Genomic DNA, 19,172 nt, shown 5'->3' on the forward strand with positions numbered 1-19,172 from the left:
CAGCGTCAGATACGGCGCCGCGAAACTCCATTCCTCATCCGACACATCAGTCGGATACCCTTTGCGGTCCGTTGTTTTCATCCCGCCAGGATACCAGGTCTCAATCGAAGTTCCTAACACGCTCTAGTGGCCCACCGATTTCAAGGGAAGCGAATCGCCCGCAACAAGCGCTCTCGATATCTCCTCCCGCTCGGGGAATGGTACCGCCAGCAGCGAACAATGACGCTGTACCGGCCGGACTCCACCGGTTTCGCCGATAATCCCTGCACAGACGAGTGCGGGCGGATCGAAAAGCTGGGCGACACGCTGGAGCGACTCACCCTCCCGCCAGCGTTCCCATATCAGCGTTTTCTGCTTCTCGCTATAGTAAATCCGGCGTCGCTCTTTCATTTGCAACACTCCCACCGCTCATGCAGCGCTCATTGTGTTGCACCCACCGGTTAAATCCGTAGGCTTCATCACGATGCCCTCGGGGCACACCGTTGCTGAGTGACGTGCCTACATGAGCTGCCCATAATTACCCGCACCGCGCTGGGGACCGGCCGTCGACGATCGATAAGAACGGATCGAATCTGGCTGCCTGACAAGCGATCAACGCCAAGCGGATGTGCCGATCCGGATCCGCCAGAAGAAGTATCTGAACCAATGCCGAACAAGATCGCCGGACCGTCAAACGTCGACTCCGCCCAATGATGGGAATCGAGAATTTTCGCCGCGCGCATCATTCTGGGGGAATCGAGACCAATGCATATGGCCCCCTCCAGCAACTCTACTCGCTCGTTGCATAAGTAGTCTTCTATTTTTCGTGCTCTCGCGGGCCAGCTTCCATATTGCGACAGTACCTTGGGATTTTAAACAAGTGGAAGTCCATTGCGCTCAGTGATGGCACAACCACATGATTTCGGACTGCGTATGCCAGCGTTCACGCAGTCCGCATGCCTAGGATCAGGCGTATTGAGCGCTCAGCGATTGGAGAGAGATACTTGTGCCTTGCGAGTCCTGCACGCTATCAGCATTGACGAAGACCAGCTGCTGCCCGTTTCCCTGGAGAGACCACGAGATTGTCTGATATTGACTGACGTTCGTATTGTACTGGCTCTTGGCGCGGCCCACCGCCAGGATTCGCGGAGCCGGATCGGCCTCCGAATTCACGACGTTCACCACGGCAGACTCCTCGGCGAACTGAATCGAAATGAACTGGTTGATATTGCTATGAATCTGCGCCTGATACCAGTGCGAGGCCGGAACCGTGTAGTAACGGCTGAACTTCTCGAAAAAATGGTTCTTGCCATCTGCCGGCAGAGGCTTGTTAATGATGCCGGTCGTGTCCTCCGGCATTGAGACGCTGGCGATATAGGCCTCGACCCGTGCGCCCAATTGACCCTCGAGCATCGCAGCCGACACGGTAGTGGTGTCAGAGCCATTTACGAACAGCACCGAAGCAAGGCCCTGATTTGCCGTCGTGCCCGGCACGCTTACGGTTACGGGAGGTTGCGACTGGCTCCATACGACGGAGATGTTCGCGCCAGCGTCATTTGCCGCTGCATTGTAAAAAATGAGCCCGTAGAGTTGACCGCCGGTGAGGGTCTGGCACGTCGCGGTATCGCCAGGATCAAGGGTGATGAGTTGCCCATTTTTCCAGTTGATAGATGACACGGTAATCTCCTGAGTGGTTGAGCCTCGTGCTTTTTCGCAAAAGCGAGGCGGTGACACAGAAATCGCCAGATTTTCGTCATGGTTATCAAGGACAGGCGCATGGCGTACGGGTTGGCGACGTCCCCGCTGAACATTAATATGCCCTAGCCCGAGGTCATTTTTACTGCGATCACGACTACGACTCCGACACACATCACTAGCGCTTGCGGGATCGTAATTAGCCCGGTGATTGCCTGGCGTCGAACTGGACATGGCGGTGGTTTCGGTAAATTCCGCTGGGCCGTGCTGATAGGTTTCATTGAGCACTCCGCGTGCAGGCGAATTTACCGTCTGATTTTCACGCAAGTAACATATTTCTGAAAAAGTACTTTAAGTCCTTTGCTTGTACGCGAAATCCATACCAATAAGCCAGTGCCAGTAGAAAACCAGAGACCGTCAAATACCCTTAAAGCCATTCACCGATGGCGCCAACAGACAAAGCAGACAAACCGGACAATATTTGTTGTTACCGCAACAAAATCGCTTCATTTCCGCGAGGAGTCGCTAACACAACGTCGGGTTGACGCCTTGGTCACCATCTTCTCGCGCCATGGGTAGACGAACAAAATAGAACTATTTATGCAAAGAGCGAGTAGAGTTGCTGGACGGGAGAAAGTGTGCCATATCTCCATCGTTCACCTGAGCTTTGCGGATCATATGCATGGTCTCGATTCCACCAAGAATATTTTGCAGCTCACATTTTCCCGCTAAAGTTGCTTACAGATGCGCTAATTTGCATACCTAATTCGGCTAGCGCGTCTTGAGGGAATAACGATACCTGTAGTCCTCGCAACAACGATTTATCGCTCGAAGATCGGTAGCGAAGTTGCCCGCATTGCGTAAAGCAGATCCTGGGATCGTCTCGAGCGGAGTGTGATGTGCCTCTCAATAGTCTGCTGTTGGATCAAGCCATTCCCTCCTCTTCCAGCGCGGCGCCGGCACGTCGGCATCGTTTAGAGCGGCTAACACAACCTGGACATCAAGCCATAGGTTTCGTATCCTGGGCGCATGTCCAGAAGAAAAATCAGCAACGAACTGTGGGCGGCGCTGGAACTGTTGATTCCGGCATTTACGCCGTCACCGCAAAGGCGGCCGTCGGCGCACGGTTGACGACCGCGCAGCACTGAACGGCATCCTGTATGTCCTGCGAACGGGCATCCCATGGGAAGACCTGCCGCAGGAACTGGGTTTCGGCAGCGGCATGACATGCTGGCGACGTCTACGAGACTGGCAGGCCGCAGGCGTGTGGGAGCAACTGCATCGGGCAATGCTTCGCCGGTTGCGTGAGCACGACCAGATTGATTGGGAACGGGCGAGCCTCGATGCTGCCAGTGTTGCCAGCTCCCGGGGGGCCAGGAAACCGGCGCCAACCCGACAGACCGGGGAAAGCTCGGGTCGAAACGGCACATCGTTGCAGACGCGCGCGGCATTCCACTGGCCATCACGGTCACGGGCGCCAACCGACACGACTCGATGGCATTCGAGCCCACGCTCGATGCCATTCCGGCAGTCTCGGGTCTGAATGGCCAGCCCCGCAAACGCCCGGACAAGTTGCATGCGGACAACGGCAATGACTTTGCCCGCTGTCGGCGTTACCTGAAGCAGCGCGGAATCACGGCCCGTATTGCCCGTCGCGGCGTGGAAAGCAAGGAGCGGCTCGGGCGGCATCGCTGGGTGGTCGAGCGCACGCATGTATGGTTTGCCGGTTTCGGCAAACTGCGCATTCGTTTCGAACGGCGTCTCGACATTCATAGTGCTTTGCTTTCCCTGGCTGCTGCCGTTATCTGCTCGCGCTTCGAGAGGGTAGCCGCGTTCCCTCTCAGAAACGCGGCCCCCGAAGAACCGTACGTGCGAGTTTCCCCGCATACGGCTCGCGCACGGCGTTAAGCATCGTGCTGATGCCGGCTGCGTCTGTGCATACGCAACCTTCGCTAGCGTCGCATCGTCGATTCGTCCCGAAACCGAGACAAGGGCGCTGAGCCGTAGACCAACCGGCCTCTCACAAGCTTCCCTTCGGTGAACCCCAGATGCGGACTCACGACAGCCGCACCACACGCACGTCAGCACCCTTTCAGGTCGAGGCAAATCTTGAACCCCTATATTACCCGTTACAGGCAACCCTTCGCTTCTTGCGCGTTCTCACTCCCGCTTTCCCAACAGTATTCCTCGCGGTTTACCTGCCTCCGTTTCCTTGACGCGAAACGATGACGGGAAATCGGGGTTCCCGCGTTCCCATCTCCACCGACCCGAGCACTTCTGGGCCTGTCCGGTTAGCACCTGCTTCTTCCCCGATGGCGTTTTGACGACGTGCGCCCACATCAAAAAGGCGCAACCAGCCATATACCTTTTGGTCAGAGCCAACAGCAGCTTGGGCTCTTTCACAATAACGAGGATTCTGTCAGCAGTTCACGTACGTTGTGCATGCGGAACTTGCCTGGCCCCCACACCGCACGGCGGCTGGCAGTGTCGATTCCTTCCCGGTTGCCCGGGTGAACCGCCTTAACGGAGGGTACGTTGTCCCCGGAGCTTCGCACCCGACCGTTACCAATCGCGCGCGTCCGGGTAGGCAACTGCTGGTCGTACAGCAGGTCACGGCTTCAAATTCCCATATTCAGCCTGTTGAATGTGACAAGGCAGAGAAGAGCTTGGCCATCCACTACATTGCCGATTTACGTCCGGCGGACGGCGACACGCGTCGCACTTGATGACTTGTGTTAGATGGTATAGACGCCTCCCCCCGGCAACGGGCAAGCGGAAGCTCAGTGGGAGAGAGAATCTGCAGTCAGCTGTACAGTGATGCGTCGAACCCCACAGCTCACGCAGGAGGTTTCCAAATGAAGATGCCCGTTATTGGCATGGATATCGCCAAGCATGTCTTCCAGTTGCATGCGGTCGACGTTGCCACCGGGAAGGTCGAGCGCGTGAAACTCAAGCGAGGTGAGGTAGCGGATTTCTTTGCAAAGAGGGAGCGCTCACTTGTGGCGATTGAAGCCTGCGGTGGTGCTCATCACTGGGCCCGGCAACTGCAGAAGCTTGGTCATGAAGTGAGGTTCATTGCAGCGCATTCGGTGAGACCGTTCGTCCTGCGCAACAAATCCGATGCGGCCGACGCGCGCGGTATCTGGACTGCGGCCCAACAGCCGGAGGCGCGGTTTGTCGCCGTCAAAAACGAAACACAGCAATCGATTCTGGCATTGCACCGGATGCGGGCACAGCTGATGAAGTTCCGGATCATGCAAACGAATGCTTTGCGCGGCATGTTGTATGAATTTGGCGAAATTCTTCCCGAAGGCTACCAGCCGTTCACGAAGGAGATCGTGCCTACATTCGCCAGAATCTCCGAGCGTCTGCCAGCCATTCTCGTCGACAGCTTGCGTGAACAGTGGACCCGTGTACAGACGATCAGCGAAGATATTGCGTCGCTGGAGCGGCGCCTCTCGAACGAGCTCAGACTCAGCGTCGAATGCCGACGCATTGCGGAGATTCCCGGCCCGGGATTGCTGACTGCAATCGCTACAGTAGCCGCGATCGGCGACCCCGCCACGCTCCGCTCTGACCGGGAATTTGCCGCATGGCTCGGCCTAGTTCCACGACAAACCGGAACGGGCGGTCGCATCCGACAGCTTGGCCTGAGTAAAAGAGGTAACACCTCCCTCCGAACGCTACTGATGCATGGTGCAAGATCGGCGGTACTCCGCGGCGCCAGAACGCCGTGGCTCGACGACTTGCTGGCACGACGCCCCTTCAATGTCGTTGTTGCCGAAGTGGCAAACAAACTAGCCCGGACCATCTGGGCAGTCCTGTCACGACAGACACGGTACGAGGCACCCTTCGAAGCGTAGCAACTAATCCGCGGCTGCAATCGCCAGTTGTAGTTTCCGCCACCAAGGAGCGCAAGCAACGAATTGCATGATGGCTTACAGGTTGGACCGGGACGAGGCAAGTCTGGTAAGAGTCGTGAACCTTCGAGTTCGAGTGTTAGCTGAGACCCTCGTCAGCGAATTCCATATGGGCCAGCAGGCCGACCAGCCTGCATCAACGGGCCGGACATAAGCGTGCTGCGTTGACCTGCAGACCAAAGTGCAAACCCTGCTTGCTATCTGGGAGGCGTCCACATAAGCCGCTCTAAGAACACCAACAGGCTGATCCAATAAGAAAGCGATCAGCTACATGTCTGGAACCCGCATTACCGACCAACAGGTTCGCCTCTACATGTCCAAACGCAAACATCACTCGCAGGAGATCGCCGCCGCCAAGGCCGGCATGAGTGTCCGCAGCGCCAGGTGCATAGAACGGGACACCGTACTGCCATGACAGAAACCGCGTCGTTACTGGCGTTCCCGTCCCGATCCCTTCGCCGACGTCTGGGATACTGAAGTCGTTCCGATGCTCGCGAATGCGCCGCAACTTCAGGCGGTCACGATCCTGCCCAAGCTGCAGGACGATCATCCCGGGGAGTATCCCGACAGCACACGCCGCACACTCGAGCGACGCGTGCGGCACTGGCGGGCGACGTCCGGCTCACCGAAGGAAGTCTTCTTCCCGCAGTTGCATGAGCCCGGCGCACGCGGCCTGTCCGACTTCACCGACATGGCTGAACTGCGAGTGACGATCGCTGGCGTGCCATTCGAACACCGGCTGTACCACTTCGTGCTCGCGTTCTCGCGCTGGGAATACGCAATGTTGTTGAAGGTGGCGAGAGCTTCGAAGCATGTCCATGGGACTGCAAAACGCACTATGGCAGGCTGGGGGATGTCCGCGCGAGCATCGACCGACAGTCTGTCGGCGGCGTTCAGAAACCTCGCGGACGAAGACGACTTCACGGTGCGCTATGCGGCGCTGCTTGAGCACTATGGCATGACCGGGACCCGCAACAATCGCGGCCTAGGTCACGAGAACGGTAGCGTTGAGTCATCGCATCGCTATCTGAAGGAAGCCATCGACCAGGCGTTGATGTTGCGCGGTCACCGGGACTTCGCCGATCGTGCTGCCTATGATGAATTTCTGCGCGAGGTCGTCATGCGTCGCAACCGGCGTAACGCAGCCGCGTTCCGCCTTGAGCGGGAACAACTCATGGATCTGCCGTTAAGGCGCACCACAGACTTCGTCGAGGAAGAAGCCCGCGTCACACGCTGCAGCACCGTCACGGTACGCGGCATTCTTTACAGCGCACCATCGCGCCTGATCGGTCATCGCCTGAAGGTGCGCGTGTACGGTGACCGGCTCGACTGCTATCTGTCGGGTGCGCTGGTGCATATCACCTCGCGAGGCTCGCGTGGCGGCGACAACCGCCACGCACTGAATTACCGACACTTCATTGAGAGTCTCAAACGCAACCTGCAAAGTCATCGTTGGATTTCGGCTCACGAAAGCCGCGCGTGCGCCGCTCGCGTTCACGCGTCGGTTGATGGCTGTACTTGGCGCGGTTGTTTACCGGGTCCGCCGCTTTAACGAACACGTGCTCTAGGCTCGCCAGCTCCGGGATTTCGGCTATGGCCGCCGGGTAGCTGCGCAAATGGTCGGTAACGATCTTGCGGGGCATCGGGTTTGAGCGCAGCACCCGCTTGAAAAGCGCCCACCGTTTGTCCGCAACCCAACATTTCCTACAACCGTCGGCCCGATTGGAGGAAATGCGTCACTGCACACGGAGATGGCCAGCCCCCGTTGACTAAGTCGTGCTCGTATGCAGCGCCAGCGACCTTGAGCCGTACGTCTACCTCGTGCACAGGCTCACTGAATGGCCACCGCGCAACCTGCTGCGATTTGTCCGAACGCTTACCGCTCCGCATCTCAAAACTCGCACCATCGCGGGCATTGAATTCGACTGCGGCCCAACGGGGTAGTTGTCGTTCGCATGAAGCTTCCCTGCCAGTACGGCCCCACGCCGTGCAGGCCCGCGAGCTCAAGCAGGCTGACCATTGTCTTGCATGCGTCGCGTTGTGACAGGCGGGCATCGAGTTGCTCCCAGGTTCTGCGGTAAGCCTAACGCGGGAACAGTGCGTCACGAAACGCGAGCCCCTTGAATGCCTGGGATTTGCGCTTCAGGGCGTCAATGAAGTGGCGGTAATCGAGCGCGTGGCGGTTGTCGTGCGCACGTGAGCCCCGAGCGGTGCTATGGACCAGCACGCCGGACAGGTAACAGTCGAGCCGATCGCCGTAGATGCGCACGCTTATTCCTGCCTTCGCGGCCGCGAGTTCCTGCGGATGGTGCTTGCGCTTGTTTATGTAGAGGCGAACCTGTTGGTCGGTGATGCGGGTTCCAGACATGTGCTGACCGCTTCTTCTTTAAGAATCGATCAGCCATCCTATTGCCCCGCCGACGCGGCGCCGCCGGTGGGCCGTCTTCTCCGGCGGCTACGCCGCCTCCGACTCCTCACCACCGGCCGAAACAAACGTCAACGACCGGCCAAAGTGGCGCGCCCCAGTGGTGCTGGCTCGACTTTTGCTCTTTGCTTCTCGTGAGTCGTTAGGAGTGGATTGAATGAGGATTGAACACGAAATCAGAGCTCACGGTGCTGCAGTCACAGCCAGCGTTTTTGCGCACGCCCTACACGGTCAAGAAGGCGCGCGTCACGGGGGGGTGACGCCCGCCGGCGGGACGTCATGGAACCGCGAGGCAGTTCTGGGCGGCAATGGGCGTACTTGCATGGATTCGACCACGGCTGAGCCGTGCGAGGGCGTGCGCGTCGCGTTCTATCGGGCAACACCTACGGAGGCAGCATGACCTGCATTGTGGCGCTGACAGATGGCAAGAAGGTTTACATGGGTGCGGATTCGGCAGGATCGGGGGGTGGGTCCATCACCGTGCGCGCCGACCCCAAGATTTATCGGGTGGGACCGTTCCTGATCGGCTTCACCACATCCTTCAGGATGGGGCAACTTCTGGGCCATAGTCTGACCGTCGCGCCGCGCCCTGAGGGCACCGATGTGTTCGCCTTCATGTGCACGACGTTCATTGAGGCGGTACGCGCGTGCTTTACCCGCGGTGGGTTCGCGCGCAAGGACGGCGAACGCGAATCGGCTGGCACTTTTCTGGTTGGGTACATGGGGCGCATCTTCCAGATTGGCGGCAATTATCAGGTTGCTGAAAGCGCCATGAACTTCGATGCCTGTGGTAGCGGCGAACAGGCGGCGCTGGGCTCACTGCATACCACCGTCGGTTTGCCGATGCGGCCAGACGTCAGACTCGAACGCGCCTTGGCCGCGGCGGCCGAATTTTCAACGGGAGTCCGTGGCCCGTTCCGGATAGAAGTGCTGGACGGCCAGATCGCTCAACGATCGAACGAAGAAGAGGTAAGCGACGTTTGATCTACCAGTCGCCCACTTACGACGAAATGGGTGATGGTTGAGCCGCTCTTCGTGCAATGCCAGTTCCAACAGCTCGCACTGGGCGAACCGGTCTTCAAACGCGCGCCGATGCTCGTTGAACGCCAGTTGCTGCCACGTGCTATCAAATGCGAACGTACTCAACCAACGCCTGTGCGTCGGTCCCCAGTTAGGACGGCCGAGATAGTGGACGCCGAGGGCGGGCACTGTCACGTTGGCGAGGTAGTCACGTAAGACGTCACGATGAAGAAAAGAAAATCGCTTTATCACGGCCACCGGTTCCCGGCGGCAATCATTGGTCTCGCTGGCTTACACGACGATTCTGCGCTGGGTGAGGCGTTATACACCCGATCTCGTCAAACGCTGGAACCGCTTTCCTACACCTGCGGGTCGCTCGTGGCGTGTCGATGAGACCTACCTGAAGATTCGCGGCAGGTGGGTCTACCTGTGCCGAGCAGTGGATCGGGCTGGCCAGACGGTGGACTTCGTGCTCAGAGCCCGACGCGACGTGGCTGCGGCCAAAGCTTTTTTCAGCAAGGCCATCAAGCGTCAGGGCCAGCCGCCGGAGACCATCACGCTCGACGGCTATGCCGCCTCGCACCGCGCGGTGCGCGAAATGAAGACCGATGGTCTGCTGCCTGAAGACACGAAGGTGCGGTCCTCAAAATATCTGAACAACGTGATCGAGCAAGACCATCGCCACATCAAGTCCAGAACGAACGATGCTTGGGTTCAAGCGATTCGGGAGCGCCGCGACCACGATTTCAGGAATCGAGTTGACGCATCGCATTCGCAAGGGGCAGTTCGATCTCGCAAAGCTCGGCCTCAAGCAGGCCGCTGCGCCCGCCGTATGGAATGCGGTCCTTTTTGATCGATAAGCCTTCCCACCTATATGAACTTTCTCAACCCGCTTACCTATTTGCACCAGAACCCGTGCCACCGTTCGACACCATACCGGGGATGGAATTTCGTCTCAAAAACCGAACCGTCCTAAAGTTCAATCGCCACTTACGGCACCAACCGGAGCAACCAGATCCATGCGAAGCATTTCCAAACACACCGCCGCGCACCTTATCGCGGGCTACGCGACACTCGCTCACGCCGGTTTCCCGGAGGAGCCGGTCAAGCGTTTCGCAGCCGCTCAGGGTGCCAAGATCCAGCCGCCGATCCCTGGGTTCTGGTCCGTCGTCAAGGGCAGCGAAGTCTTTTTTGTGCGTGACGACTTCTCTGTCCTGAACACTGGCAACGTCATCAATCTGCGGACGAAGCAGAATCTGACGCAGGCGCTCGAGCGGGCGAACCGCCCCACGATCGATGTTGCACAACTCAACCTGAAGGATGCAATCCGGTTCGGTAACGGTTCGCGAAAGCTCTACGTCTTCTCGGACCCCGACTGTCCTTATTGCCGACGCCTCGATGGCGAACTCACCGAGCTGAAGGACGTCACGATCTATATCTTCCCGTTCCCGCTCGCCCGGTTGCATCCGAACGCGCACGGCGTGTCGGAGGCAGTCTGGTGCCAGTCGGATCGGGCGGCAGCATGGACCAAATATCAAGACCTTGCACGTGATGGTTTTTCGGGCCCGCCGCTCGATGCGGACCCGGAAGCGGACTATAAAAAGCGCTCAGCGCGCCTGATCTCTTCATGGCGCGACTACCTCCACTCACGCCATCAGCCGGATCAGCCCACCTGCGATAACCCGATCGCCCGCAACCTCAGTTTCGGCGAGAAGTGGAATGTCAGCGGCGTTCCGGCCCTGGTCTTCGAGGACGGAACCCTTGCCCCTGGTCTGACGCCCACTGCCCGCATCGAAGCGCAGCTGACCCAGTCCCACGCAAACCTGACGGCATCCAAATGAGCACGCTCAAATTTCGCCTTCTTAGCGCCGTTGCGGCGCCCGGTCGCCATACGGCGCTGCACGCTAGCGTCGTCACGCTGGTCGCCACGGCTGACCGCACACAGAGCGCGTGGATAACACACGTACAGGTAATAGTGTATTTGCTTTTACATGTTTGGACAGTCCGAAAGGAAGGCACATGATGAACGTTAGACGTGCGGCATCCCATTTTCTAACGACAGCCATCTTCGCGACCGCACTAACGATGGCGGGGCCAGTTCATGCGGCTGGAAAAAGTGGCGAAGCATTCCTCGTACTGAAATACATCGATAGCGTGCTCCGAAATGATTCTCCAGATCCCAGCATGGAACACAGGGCGTTCTGCGCCAGGAAACTGAGCGAACCGGCCACTCACTATCACGACATGAAGGTCGCGACCAAGTACGACGTAGTCGGCGACGAGCAATCGGCGAAGTCGAACTTCCCTTCGCCGGTGCGCACCCAGCCGCTGGAGCTGACTGTCGATTTACATCCACTCGGGATTGAAGGGAAATATGCATTCGGAGCCTTCAGACCTTCGCCTGTTCCGGATGACTACGTCCTCTTTTCCATGTCGCTGGAGTTCAAGGACCCAACGAGCACCTTCCTGATCATCAATGAGGACAAGCCCTTTAATTGCGTGATCTCAAGCGCCTCAGATCCCTTCACGCGGATCGAAGCGGCAAGTTCGCTGTCGACTCGAAGTGAGAGCTAATCTCGGCTCTGGTTTAGAGCGTTTGCGGGGCTGGCCATTCAGACCCGAGACTGCCGGAATGGCATCGAGCGCGGGCTCGAATGCTATCGAGTCGTGTCGGTTGGCGCCCGTGACCGTGATGGCCAGTGGAATGCCGCGCGCGTCTGCAACGATGTGCCGTTTCGACCCGAGCTTTCCCCGGTCTGTCGGGTTGGGGCCGGTTTCCTGGCCCCCCGGGAGCTGGCAACACTGGCAGCATCGAGGCTCGCCCGTTCCCAATCAATCTGGTCGTGCTCACGCAACCGGCGAAGCATTGCCCGATGCAGTTGCTCCCACACGCCTGCGGCCTGCCAGTCTCGTAGACGTCGCCAGCATGTCATGCCGCTGCCGAAACCCAGTTCCTGCGGCAGGTCTTCCCATGGGATGCCCGTTCGCAGGACATACAGGATGCCGTTCAGTGCTGCGCGGTCGTCAACCGTGCGCCGACGGCCGCCTTTGCGGTGACGGCGTAAATGCCGGAATCAACAGTTCCAGCGCCGCCCACAGTTCGTTGCTGATTTTTCTTCTGGACATGCGCCCAGGATACGAAACCTATGGCTTGATGTCCAGGTTGTGTTAGCCGCTCTAATTCGGCTCGTGGCATACGCTCCGGATTGAGCCAGACTTCGTCCTTCAATTCCCAATTGCGAGTCGAGCGCGACCAACGCTGAGGGTTGGTCGCCTTGGCCTGCGCGTAGACGGCATCGCGTTGCGCCAACACGGCATCGGCAACGCCACTATGGCGCTGCACGGGCGTGACGAATTTCAGGCCGTTATGCTTGTGCTCATGGTTATACCAATGCACGAATTGCTGTGTCCACGCACGAGCAGCGTCCACGCTCGCGAACGCTTTGCGCGGGTGGTCGGGCCGGTACTTGCTCGTACGGAACAGCGCCTCGGCGTACGGGTTGTCGTTGCTCACGCGCCGTCGGCTGAACGAAGCCACCACGCCCTGGTTTTCCAGCGTGGCAAGCATCGTCGCGGCCTTCATCGCGCTGCCGTTGTCCGAATGCAGCACCAGCGGTCGTCCCGCCAAGCCCTCGGCCAAGCTCGTACGCCGCATGAGCAACGCGACAAGTTCGGCCGATTCCGCCGCCTGCACTTCGTGACCTGCGATCTTGCGGCTGAACACGTCCAGCACCATGTACCGGTAGTAGAACTTGCCCTTGATCGCCGCGGGCATCCACGTAATGTCTCACGACCACAACTGATTGGGCGCCGTCGCACAGTGACTGGTGACCACATGCCAAGAAGGTTGGCGCGCACGACCTCGGCGGTGTTGTTGCGAAGCGTCGCGCAGCACCCGGTAAAAGCTCGATTCCGACGCCAGGCACACACCGCGGTCTGCCAAGCTCAGCACGATTTGACTAGCCGGCAAACTCGCAAATTCGGCACTATTGGCCACCTCGAGAATCTGCCGCCGCTCGGCTTCGCTCAGCTTGTTACGCGGCTCTGGCCGATTTGCGGTACTGCGGCCATCGGCGTACAGCGTCGCCGTCACCCACCCAGCGCTGGAACGTGCGTGCGCTCAGACCCAACTCTTCACACGCCTTCTGCAGGCGGCAGCCCGAACCCACCGCCTCTCGGATCAACGATATGCATAACAGGCGATCAGGGACGTTGGTCAGTCGTCCTCTTGTTCTCCCCAGGTCGCCTGGGCTTTTTTTCGAAGTACGAGCAGCGCCGCAGCTTCGCCAGTGTCTTCTCTTTGCGCTGCAACTACTTTTCCAGTTGTTTGATGCGCTGCTTGTCTTCTTTGGGCTGCTGACGTTGCTCGCGCGCCTGTTCGGCAGCATTCGCGTTGGCGGCCACACATGAGGCCCGCCACGCCGCGACTTGCTCGGGATACAGCCCTTTGCGCCGGCAATAATCGGCCAACTCCGCTGCGTTGAGCGGGGCAGTTTGCAATACAACGGCAAACTTGTCTTCCGAAGACCATCCTTCGGCGTTCTTCCCGTCGCCCGGCACGGCCAATCCCTTTCCTTTCGCCTCGCGGCGCCACACGTACAACGTCTGTTCCGTGATTCCTGCTTCTCTCGCCAGCGCCGACACCGGCACATCTTCCGGCGGCATCATACGACGCACCTCGGCTTCTTTTCGTTCTGCTGAGTAGGCTTTCATTCATGCCGATCCTACCGCCCCCGGACCTCGTCTAAGAATCAAACGACACGACAACTATTCTGACGCCGGGGGCCCACGCCGATCAAGGCCCGACAGACCAACACATGCTGCTCTAGCTCCACACCCAAAGCGCATTGCCCAGCGCTTTTTTTTGCACCAAGACTGTTGCATTCGCGACAATCAGTGTTTGCATTGTAAATCCCGTCCGTTGTTGTTCGACAAAGGATTTCGATTAGACCGATACCTTGGCTGTTGGCACGATTTTCTCTAGCTTCGTCTGCGATCATCTTCAACAGCTTACCAGCAGCCGAATTTAAAAGGAGAGAATCATGTTTCGATTTTAGAAATTCAGCCCCCCCGATAAAGGGTCCTGAAAAATGGTTCGCAATTCGAAAAACTTGATATGGAAAGTCAATCGTGAGGCCGCCGCGCTGCCTGCGAGGTTTTAGCTCAAGCAGCGCGGCGGCCAATGGAAATCGTTTCCGGTTCTCTTGCGATGGCCCATGTCCTTGTCGAAACGCACTGATTTTTTGCCTGAGTGAATGGATCAACGTTCCGTTTATCACCGTGCCGCTTCGCTCGCAAACCAGCTTCCTCGAGCTGCTCAGCGGGTGCATGGTTTCGCCCGAAGGATGGGTGAGCCGCGCGATTTCGGCCATTGGGTGTACGCGCCACTGGACGGCGTATTGCAAGCTTCTGGAGCGTGGCACCTAGCGTACGGGGCCACTCGCGCGAGCGCTGCTCAGACTGGTGCTTGCTGTCCTGCCCATCGGCACGCTCACCATGGTCTTGGACGATACGCTGATCATGCGGTGCTCGAAGAAGGCACCGGGCGTCGGGTGGCGACGCGAGCACAGCGGCAAGACCAACCAGCCCAAACACGTCTGGGCGCAATGCATCGTGGCTCTGGGTGTGAGCGTGCTGGGCAACGAGGGCGTCGGCATGGTGTTGCCGATCCTCTCGCGACTGGTTCAGGAAACGGGCAACATCAACAAGCTCAGGATTGCGCTGGCGCTTGTGCGTGCAGTCTCGGGTGTGACCGAGCTGCCCATACGTGTGCTGTTCGACTCGTGGTTCATGCGCGCGCGTCTGGTCCTGCCATTGCTGCGTCGGAACATGCACGTCATCGGCCACGCGAGTATCGATACCGTGCTGTTTCGGCCGGCCGTTCGGTCCGGTGTGCCCCGGCTTGGACGGCCGCGCATCTATGGCCAGCGCCTGAGTGCCGAGGCCATCGAAGCGCTGTGCGCAACCGGATTGACGATGAAGCTCTATGGCAAGGAACAGCGCGTGCTCCTGCGTTCGACCGTCGCCGTGGCCCGCTTCCTGAAGGGTACGCCCGTGCGCGCTGTCTGGTGCCAGTTCTACAACGACAAGCGGCAGGAATGGACAAAGCGACGTCTGATCCTGGCCTCCGACGTGGATCTGGAGGCACAAACCATCATTCAGCTTTACGCGCGCCGCTGGGGCATAGAACCGCTGTTTCACAATCTCAGGCGTTGGTGGGGATTCAACAATCTCTGGCAGCAGACGCGCACCCTACTCGAACCTTGGATGCAGATTCGTTCGTGCGCATGGACTCTCACGCAGTCGCTCAGCCTGGCGATTGCCGAGGACTTCCCCATGCACGAAATTGCGCCGTTGAGAATCGGTCAGCCCGTCACCGCTGGCCTGGTCGCCCAATGGCTGCGTCGGGAATTTACCGGACCTGCCTCGCACACTCCCATGCAGCGGAAGTCTGGAAAACTCCAGAGGCCCGAAGCGCGTCACGCCCCTTGAGTTACCAGTCGATGCCGCTTCTGCGGCCCCGCCTGCTCGCTTCATCGCAATCTCAGTCTCGTTCGCCGTCTGATCGCCAACGGACGGCGACAGCGTTCGAGTGTCTAAAGCTCAGTCTAATCAATAAGGTGTTTTATGGCTCGAAATCTAAAAAAACGATTGGTGATATGCGCGCTCGGGATCATCGCGGCGAGCGGAGTTAGAGCCGCATCTACCGAAGCCACCATGGTAGTGCCGGAGATCGCCTACACTCGAACGATGCTCCCCAACGGCCTCACCCTCGTGGTGCACGAGGACCACAAGGCCCCGGTGGTGGCGGTGAGCGTTTGGTATCACGTCGGCTCCGGCGACGAGCCCAAGGGCAAGAGCGGCTTGGCGCACCTGTTCGAGCACTTGATGTTCTCCGGCTCGGAGCACCATAAGGGCTCCTTTTTTGCTCCGTTCGAGCTGGCCGGCGCGACCGGCATGAATGGCACCACTGGGTTTGACAGAACCAACTATTTCGAAACGGTGCCGACCACCGCGCTCGACATGGCTTTATGGATGGAGTCGGACCGCATGGGCCACCTGCTCGGTGCAATCGGCCAGAAAGAGCTCGATACGCAGCGCGGCGTGGTTCAAAACGAGAAGCGCGAAGGAGAGAACGCTCCCTACGGCCGTGTATACCAGAACATCCTGTCCAACATCTATCCGGCAAACCATCCATACCAGCATGACCCCATCGGCTCCACGCAAGATCTAAACGGCGCCTCGCTGGCTGACGTGAAGCAGTGGTTCCACGATCGCTATGGTGCTGCCAACGCGGTGATCGTGCTGGCCGGCGATATCACACCCGCGCAAGCCAAGGAGAAAGTCGTCAAGTACTTCGGTGACATCCCGGCCGGTCCGCCGGTGCCGCGCCAGCAGCCATGGATCACCCCGCTGGCGAAGTCCACGCGCGGCGTACAGCACGACCACGTGTCGCAGACACGCATCTACCGCACCTGGGTTGTGCCGCAGTTGGGCACGGATGACCTGATTTCGCTGCACCTTGCCGCTGCCGCGCTCGGTGGGGGCAGGACCTCGCGGCTCTACCAGCGCCTGGTCTATCAGGACAAGTTAGCCGACAATGTGTCCGCGGGCGTGTCACCGCTCGCTTTGACCGGTCAGTTCCAGATTAATGCTAACGTGCGCAAGGGCGTGGATGCGGCCAAGGTGGAGTCGGTCATCGCCGACGAACTGAATAAATTCCTCATCGAAGGCCCAACTCAGGATGAGCTGGATCGTGCCAAGGTCGATTATCGCGCTTCTCTCGTGCGTCGCCTGGAGAAAGTCGGCGACAAGGCCCAGATCCTAGCCTCGGGGCAACTGTATCTCGGCGATCCAGGTGCCTACAAGAAGGACCAACAGCGCGTCGACGCCGCCACCGTTGGCAGTGTAAAAGCCTCGGCGGACAGGTGGCTCACCAAGGGAGACTACCTGCTCACCGTGCTGCCGGGCAGCAACGACTTTGAGCCGCAGGCGGAGGACGCGAAGGTCGTGCCGCTGCCCGACGCGCAGGGTCGACCCGAGCCCAAACTGCCGGCTGCACAGCAATACGTCGTGAGCGAGAGCGAGGTCGACCGTGCCAAAGGCGTGCCGCAGGTCACTCACTTCCCCGAACTCTGTTTTCCGAAGCTCGAGCGCGGCAAGCTGAAGAACGGCATCGAGGTGGTGCTGGCGCAACACCACACTGTCCCAGTCACCCAGATCTACCTGCAGTTCGATGGCGGCTACGCCGCCGACCAGGGACGCAAGCCTGGTACCGCCAGCTTCGCCGCCTCCCTGATGGGCGAGAGCACCAAGTCGCTTGACGCGCTGGAGGTAGCCAAGCGCAGGCAGCGCTTGGGCGCCATCATGGGTGTTAGCTGCGGGCTGGATACCTGTAGCGCGTTGCTTAACACACTCAATGACCAACTCAAGCCTTCGCTCGCGCTGTTCGCGGACATCGTGCGCAACCCGGCCTTCAAGGCCGACGACATCGAACGTGTGCGTGCTCAGCGACTAGCCCACATCGCACAAGAAAAGGTCGACCCGGGGTCCCTCGCCGAGCGCATGTTGCCGCCTCTGCTGTACGGCCACGACCATGCTTACAGGATTCCGTTCACTGGCACCGGCTCCGAGGCGTCGATCAAATCACTTACGGCAGACGACCTAGCGGCGTTCCGGCGCGACTGGCTGCGGCCCGACAACGTGAAGATCCTGGTCGCCGGCGACACCACGCTGAAGGAGATCACTCCACAACTCGACGCGGTGTTCGGCGACTGGAGGGCGCCGTCCGCGCCGTTGCCGAAAAAGAACATCGCCAAGGTCGCCGACCAAGCCAAGCCACGGGTGTTTCTGATCGACCGGCCCAAAGCGCCACAGTCGCTGATCCTCGCCGGTCTGCTCGCGCCGTCGAGCAAGGCGATCAACGCCATAGACATCGATATCGCCAACGGCGCGTTCGGCGGCACCTTTACGTCGCGCCTGAACATGAACCTGCGCGAGGAAAAGCGCTGGAGCTACGGTGCCGGCAGCGACCTTGTTGGCGCGCTGGGCCAGCGGCCGTTTCAGATGTACGCGTCCGTTCAGGCCGACAAGACTACCGAATCCGCGCTCGAGATCGAAAAGGAGGCGGTGGCCATCGTCGGTGCCAAGCCGCTGACTGCACAGGAAGTGGACAAGGTTAGGTCGTCCATATTGCGCGGTCTGCCGGGCAGTTTCGAGACCACCGGGTCGGTGATCGGCGCCGTCGACAATATCGTGAAGTACGGCCTTCCGGACGACTACGTACAGACGCTCGAGCAGCGCATCGAGGCGGTGAGTGTATCAAGCGCGCAGGCGGCGATCGACGAAATTGTCAAACCACGAGCACTGACCTGGGTGATCGTGGGCGATCTGAAAAAGATCGAGCAGCCGGTGCGCGAGCTCGGTCTAGGTAAGGTGCGCGTGCTCGATGCCGAAGGCCGGCTCGTTCGTTAGAGGCTGGTTCGGAGTCTCTGCGATTTTGCCCCTGCCTTGAATTCACAGTAAGAGGTCAGTTCAAAAAGACCCCCGAGGGGGTGGCGGCCTGGATTCGTGAATATCTGAACGTTCAGATATTCACGATTGCCCACGCCGGCAAATTCGGCGAAGAGACCATGTAGACGACGGCGGCACCGCCGTGTTCAGGCGGGATCGCGCGCGCTGAGTTGTGTGGCAATGGTTCGCATAATGTCCTGAACTTTTCCTACCGACCATGTGGTCGACAAGGAGAAGATCATGGTGCAGTCTGAACTGGTGCGCTGCAGGGAATGCCCGGCAACGCTCTTGCCATCATTTACGACCGCAGCTCAGTTCCTCAGCGAGTTGCACCGGCCGGAAGTATGGCTGGTTTGTCCAGGCTTCCTGGACGGAGCAACCTTTTGGCGGGATAGGCGCTCTTATGCGATTCTGATCCCCCGATTATCATTCTCCCCGGTCACGCCGGATTGCGTCGGGGCGTCGTTGACCTTCCAGAAGATGTAGTGATACTTAGTCCAGCCTGAACAAACCGTAGAGCCTTAAGCGTTGGGGGTTTCCGGCGGAAATCGTGTTGTTGGAATTGCAGAGACCTGGCATATTGCTGGGTATAGCCTGCAAATTCTGGCGAGGTTTAGATG

General features: G+C 59.2%; 8 protein-coding genes and 12 pseudogenes. 11 read left to right on the forward strand and 9 right to left on the reverse strand.

The window, feature by feature from the left end:
• Positions 1-81: pseudogene (locus AB3X96_RS40430) on the reverse strand (IS5/IS1182 family transposase); the annotation flags it as partial.
• A 42-nt stretch (positions 82-123) separates the two neighbouring features.
• Positions 124-390, reverse strand: a complete 267-nt coding sequence (locus tag AB3X96_RS40435; protein WP_368594160.1) for a hypothetical protein — start codon at positions 388-390, stop codon at positions 124-126.
• A 158-nt stretch (positions 391-548) separates the two neighbouring features.
• Here AB3X96_RS40435 and AB3X96_RS40440 point away from each other — a divergent pair.
• Positions 549-719 (forward strand): annotated as a pseudogene (locus tag AB3X96_RS40440) (DDE-type integrase/transposase/recombinase); the annotation flags it as partial.
• Between the two features lie 226 nt (positions 720-945).
• On the opposite strand, the gene AB3X96_RS40445 reads toward AB3X96_RS40440, so the two are convergent.
• Positions 946-1,656 carry a hypothetical protein gene (locus AB3X96_RS40445; protein WP_184228874.1) on the reverse strand — a complete coding sequence of 237 codons (711 nt, stop codon included), beginning with the start codon at positions 1,654-1,656 and terminating at the stop codon, positions 946-948.
• 176 nt (positions 1,657-1,832) lie between these two features.
• Between AB3X96_RS40445 and AB3X96_RS40450 the strand changes: the two are divergent.
• The 4 genes and pseudogenes from AB3X96_RS40450 to istA form a co-directional block, all read left to right on the forward strand.
• Positions 1,833-1,941, forward strand: a pseudogene (locus AB3X96_RS40450) (IS5/IS1182 family transposase); the annotation flags it as partial.
• A 762-nt stretch (positions 1,942-2,703) separates the two neighbouring features.
• A pseudogene (locus AB3X96_RS40455) lies at positions 2,704-3,492 on the forward strand (IS5 family transposase); the annotation flags it as partial.
• A 1,037-nt stretch (positions 3,493-4,529) separates the two neighbouring features.
• Positions 4,530-5,537 (forward strand): IS110 family transposase, encoded by a 1,008-nt coding sequence (locus AB3X96_RS40460; RefSeq protein WP_368594161.1) that lies wholly within the window; start codon positions 4,530-4,532, stop codon positions 5,535-5,537.
• Between the two features lie 328 nt (positions 5,538-5,865).
• Positions 5,866-7,056, forward strand: a pseudogene (gene istA, locus AB3X96_RS40465) (IS21 family transposase); the annotation flags it as partial.
• Here istA and AB3X96_RS40470 read toward each other — a convergent pair.
• A pseudogene (locus AB3X96_RS40470) lies at positions 7,055-7,285 on the reverse strand (DDE-type integrase/transposase/recombinase); the annotation flags it as partial. The pseudogenes istA and AB3X96_RS40470 overlap by 2 nt on opposite strands.
• Positions 7,286-7,575: 290 nt before the next feature.
• Positions 7,576-7,869, reverse strand: a pseudogene (locus AB3X96_RS40475) (IS21 family transposase); the annotation flags it as partial.
• Positions 7,870-8,415: 546 nt separating this feature from the next.
• Between AB3X96_RS40475 and AB3X96_RS40480 the strand changes: the two are divergent.
• Complete coding sequence (locus tag AB3X96_RS40480) at positions 8,416-9,003, forward strand: hypothetical protein (protein ID WP_368594162.1); 588 nt, start codon at positions 8,416-8,418, stop codon at positions 9,001-9,003.
• A gap of 48 nt (positions 9,004-9,051) precedes the next feature.
• On the opposite strand, the pseudogene AB3X96_RS40485 reads toward AB3X96_RS40480, so the two are convergent.
• Positions 9,052-9,216 (reverse strand): annotated as a pseudogene (locus AB3X96_RS40485) (IS110 family transposase); the annotation flags it as partial.
• A gap of 103 nt (positions 9,217-9,319) precedes the next feature.
• Here AB3X96_RS40485 and AB3X96_RS40490 point away from each other — a divergent pair.
• From AB3X96_RS40490 to AB3X96_RS40500, 3 genes and pseudogenes are all read left to right on the forward strand, one after another.
• Positions 9,320-9,899: pseudogene (locus AB3X96_RS40490) on the forward strand (IS6 family transposase); the annotation flags it as partial.
• A gap of 159 nt (positions 9,900-10,058) precedes the next feature.
• Complete coding sequence (locus AB3X96_RS40495; RefSeq protein ID WP_368594163.1) at positions 10,059-10,880, forward strand: DsbC family protein; 822 nt, start codon at positions 10,059-10,061, stop codon at positions 10,878-10,880.
• 178 nt (positions 10,881-11,058) lie between these two features.
• A complete protein-coding gene (locus AB3X96_RS40500; protein ID WP_368594164.1) occupies positions 11,059-11,613 on the forward strand; it encodes a hypothetical protein in 555 nt (184 codons plus the stop codon).
• A gap of 18 nt (positions 11,614-11,631) precedes the next feature.
• On the opposite strand, the pseudogene AB3X96_RS40505 reads toward AB3X96_RS40500, so the two are convergent.
• The 3 genes and pseudogenes from AB3X96_RS40505 to AB3X96_RS40515 form a co-directional block, all read right to left on the reverse strand.
• A pseudogene (locus tag AB3X96_RS40505) lies at positions 11,632-12,165 on the reverse strand (IS5 family transposase); the annotation flags it as partial.
• 52 nt (positions 12,166-12,217) lie between these two features.
• Positions 12,218-13,752, reverse strand: a pseudogene (locus AB3X96_RS40510) (IS3 family transposase); the annotation flags it as partial.
• 38 nt (positions 13,753-13,790) lie between these two features.
• Positions 13,791-14,411, reverse strand: coding sequence for a hypothetical protein (locus tag AB3X96_RS40515; RefSeq protein ID WP_368594165.1), 621 nt, complete (start codon positions 14,409-14,411; stop codon positions 13,791-13,793).
• A gap of 76 nt (positions 14,412-14,487) precedes the next feature.
• Here AB3X96_RS40515 and AB3X96_RS40520 point away from each other — a divergent pair.
• A pseudogene (locus tag AB3X96_RS40520) lies at positions 14,488-15,531 on the forward strand (transposase); the annotation flags it as partial.
• Between the two features lie 225 nt (positions 15,532-15,756).
• Positions 15,757-18,513 (forward strand): M16 family metallopeptidase, encoded by a 2,757-nt coding sequence (locus AB3X96_RS40525; protein ID WP_368594166.1) that lies wholly within the window; start codon positions 15,757-15,759, stop codon positions 18,511-18,513.
• Positions 18,514-19,172 lie beyond the last annotated feature (659 nt).

Source organism: Paraburkholderia sp. BR13439, assembly GCF_040948805.1.
GTDB classification, from domain to species: domain Bacteria; phylum Pseudomonadota; class Gammaproteobacteria; order Burkholderiales; family Burkholderiaceae; genus Paraburkholderia; species Paraburkholderia youngii.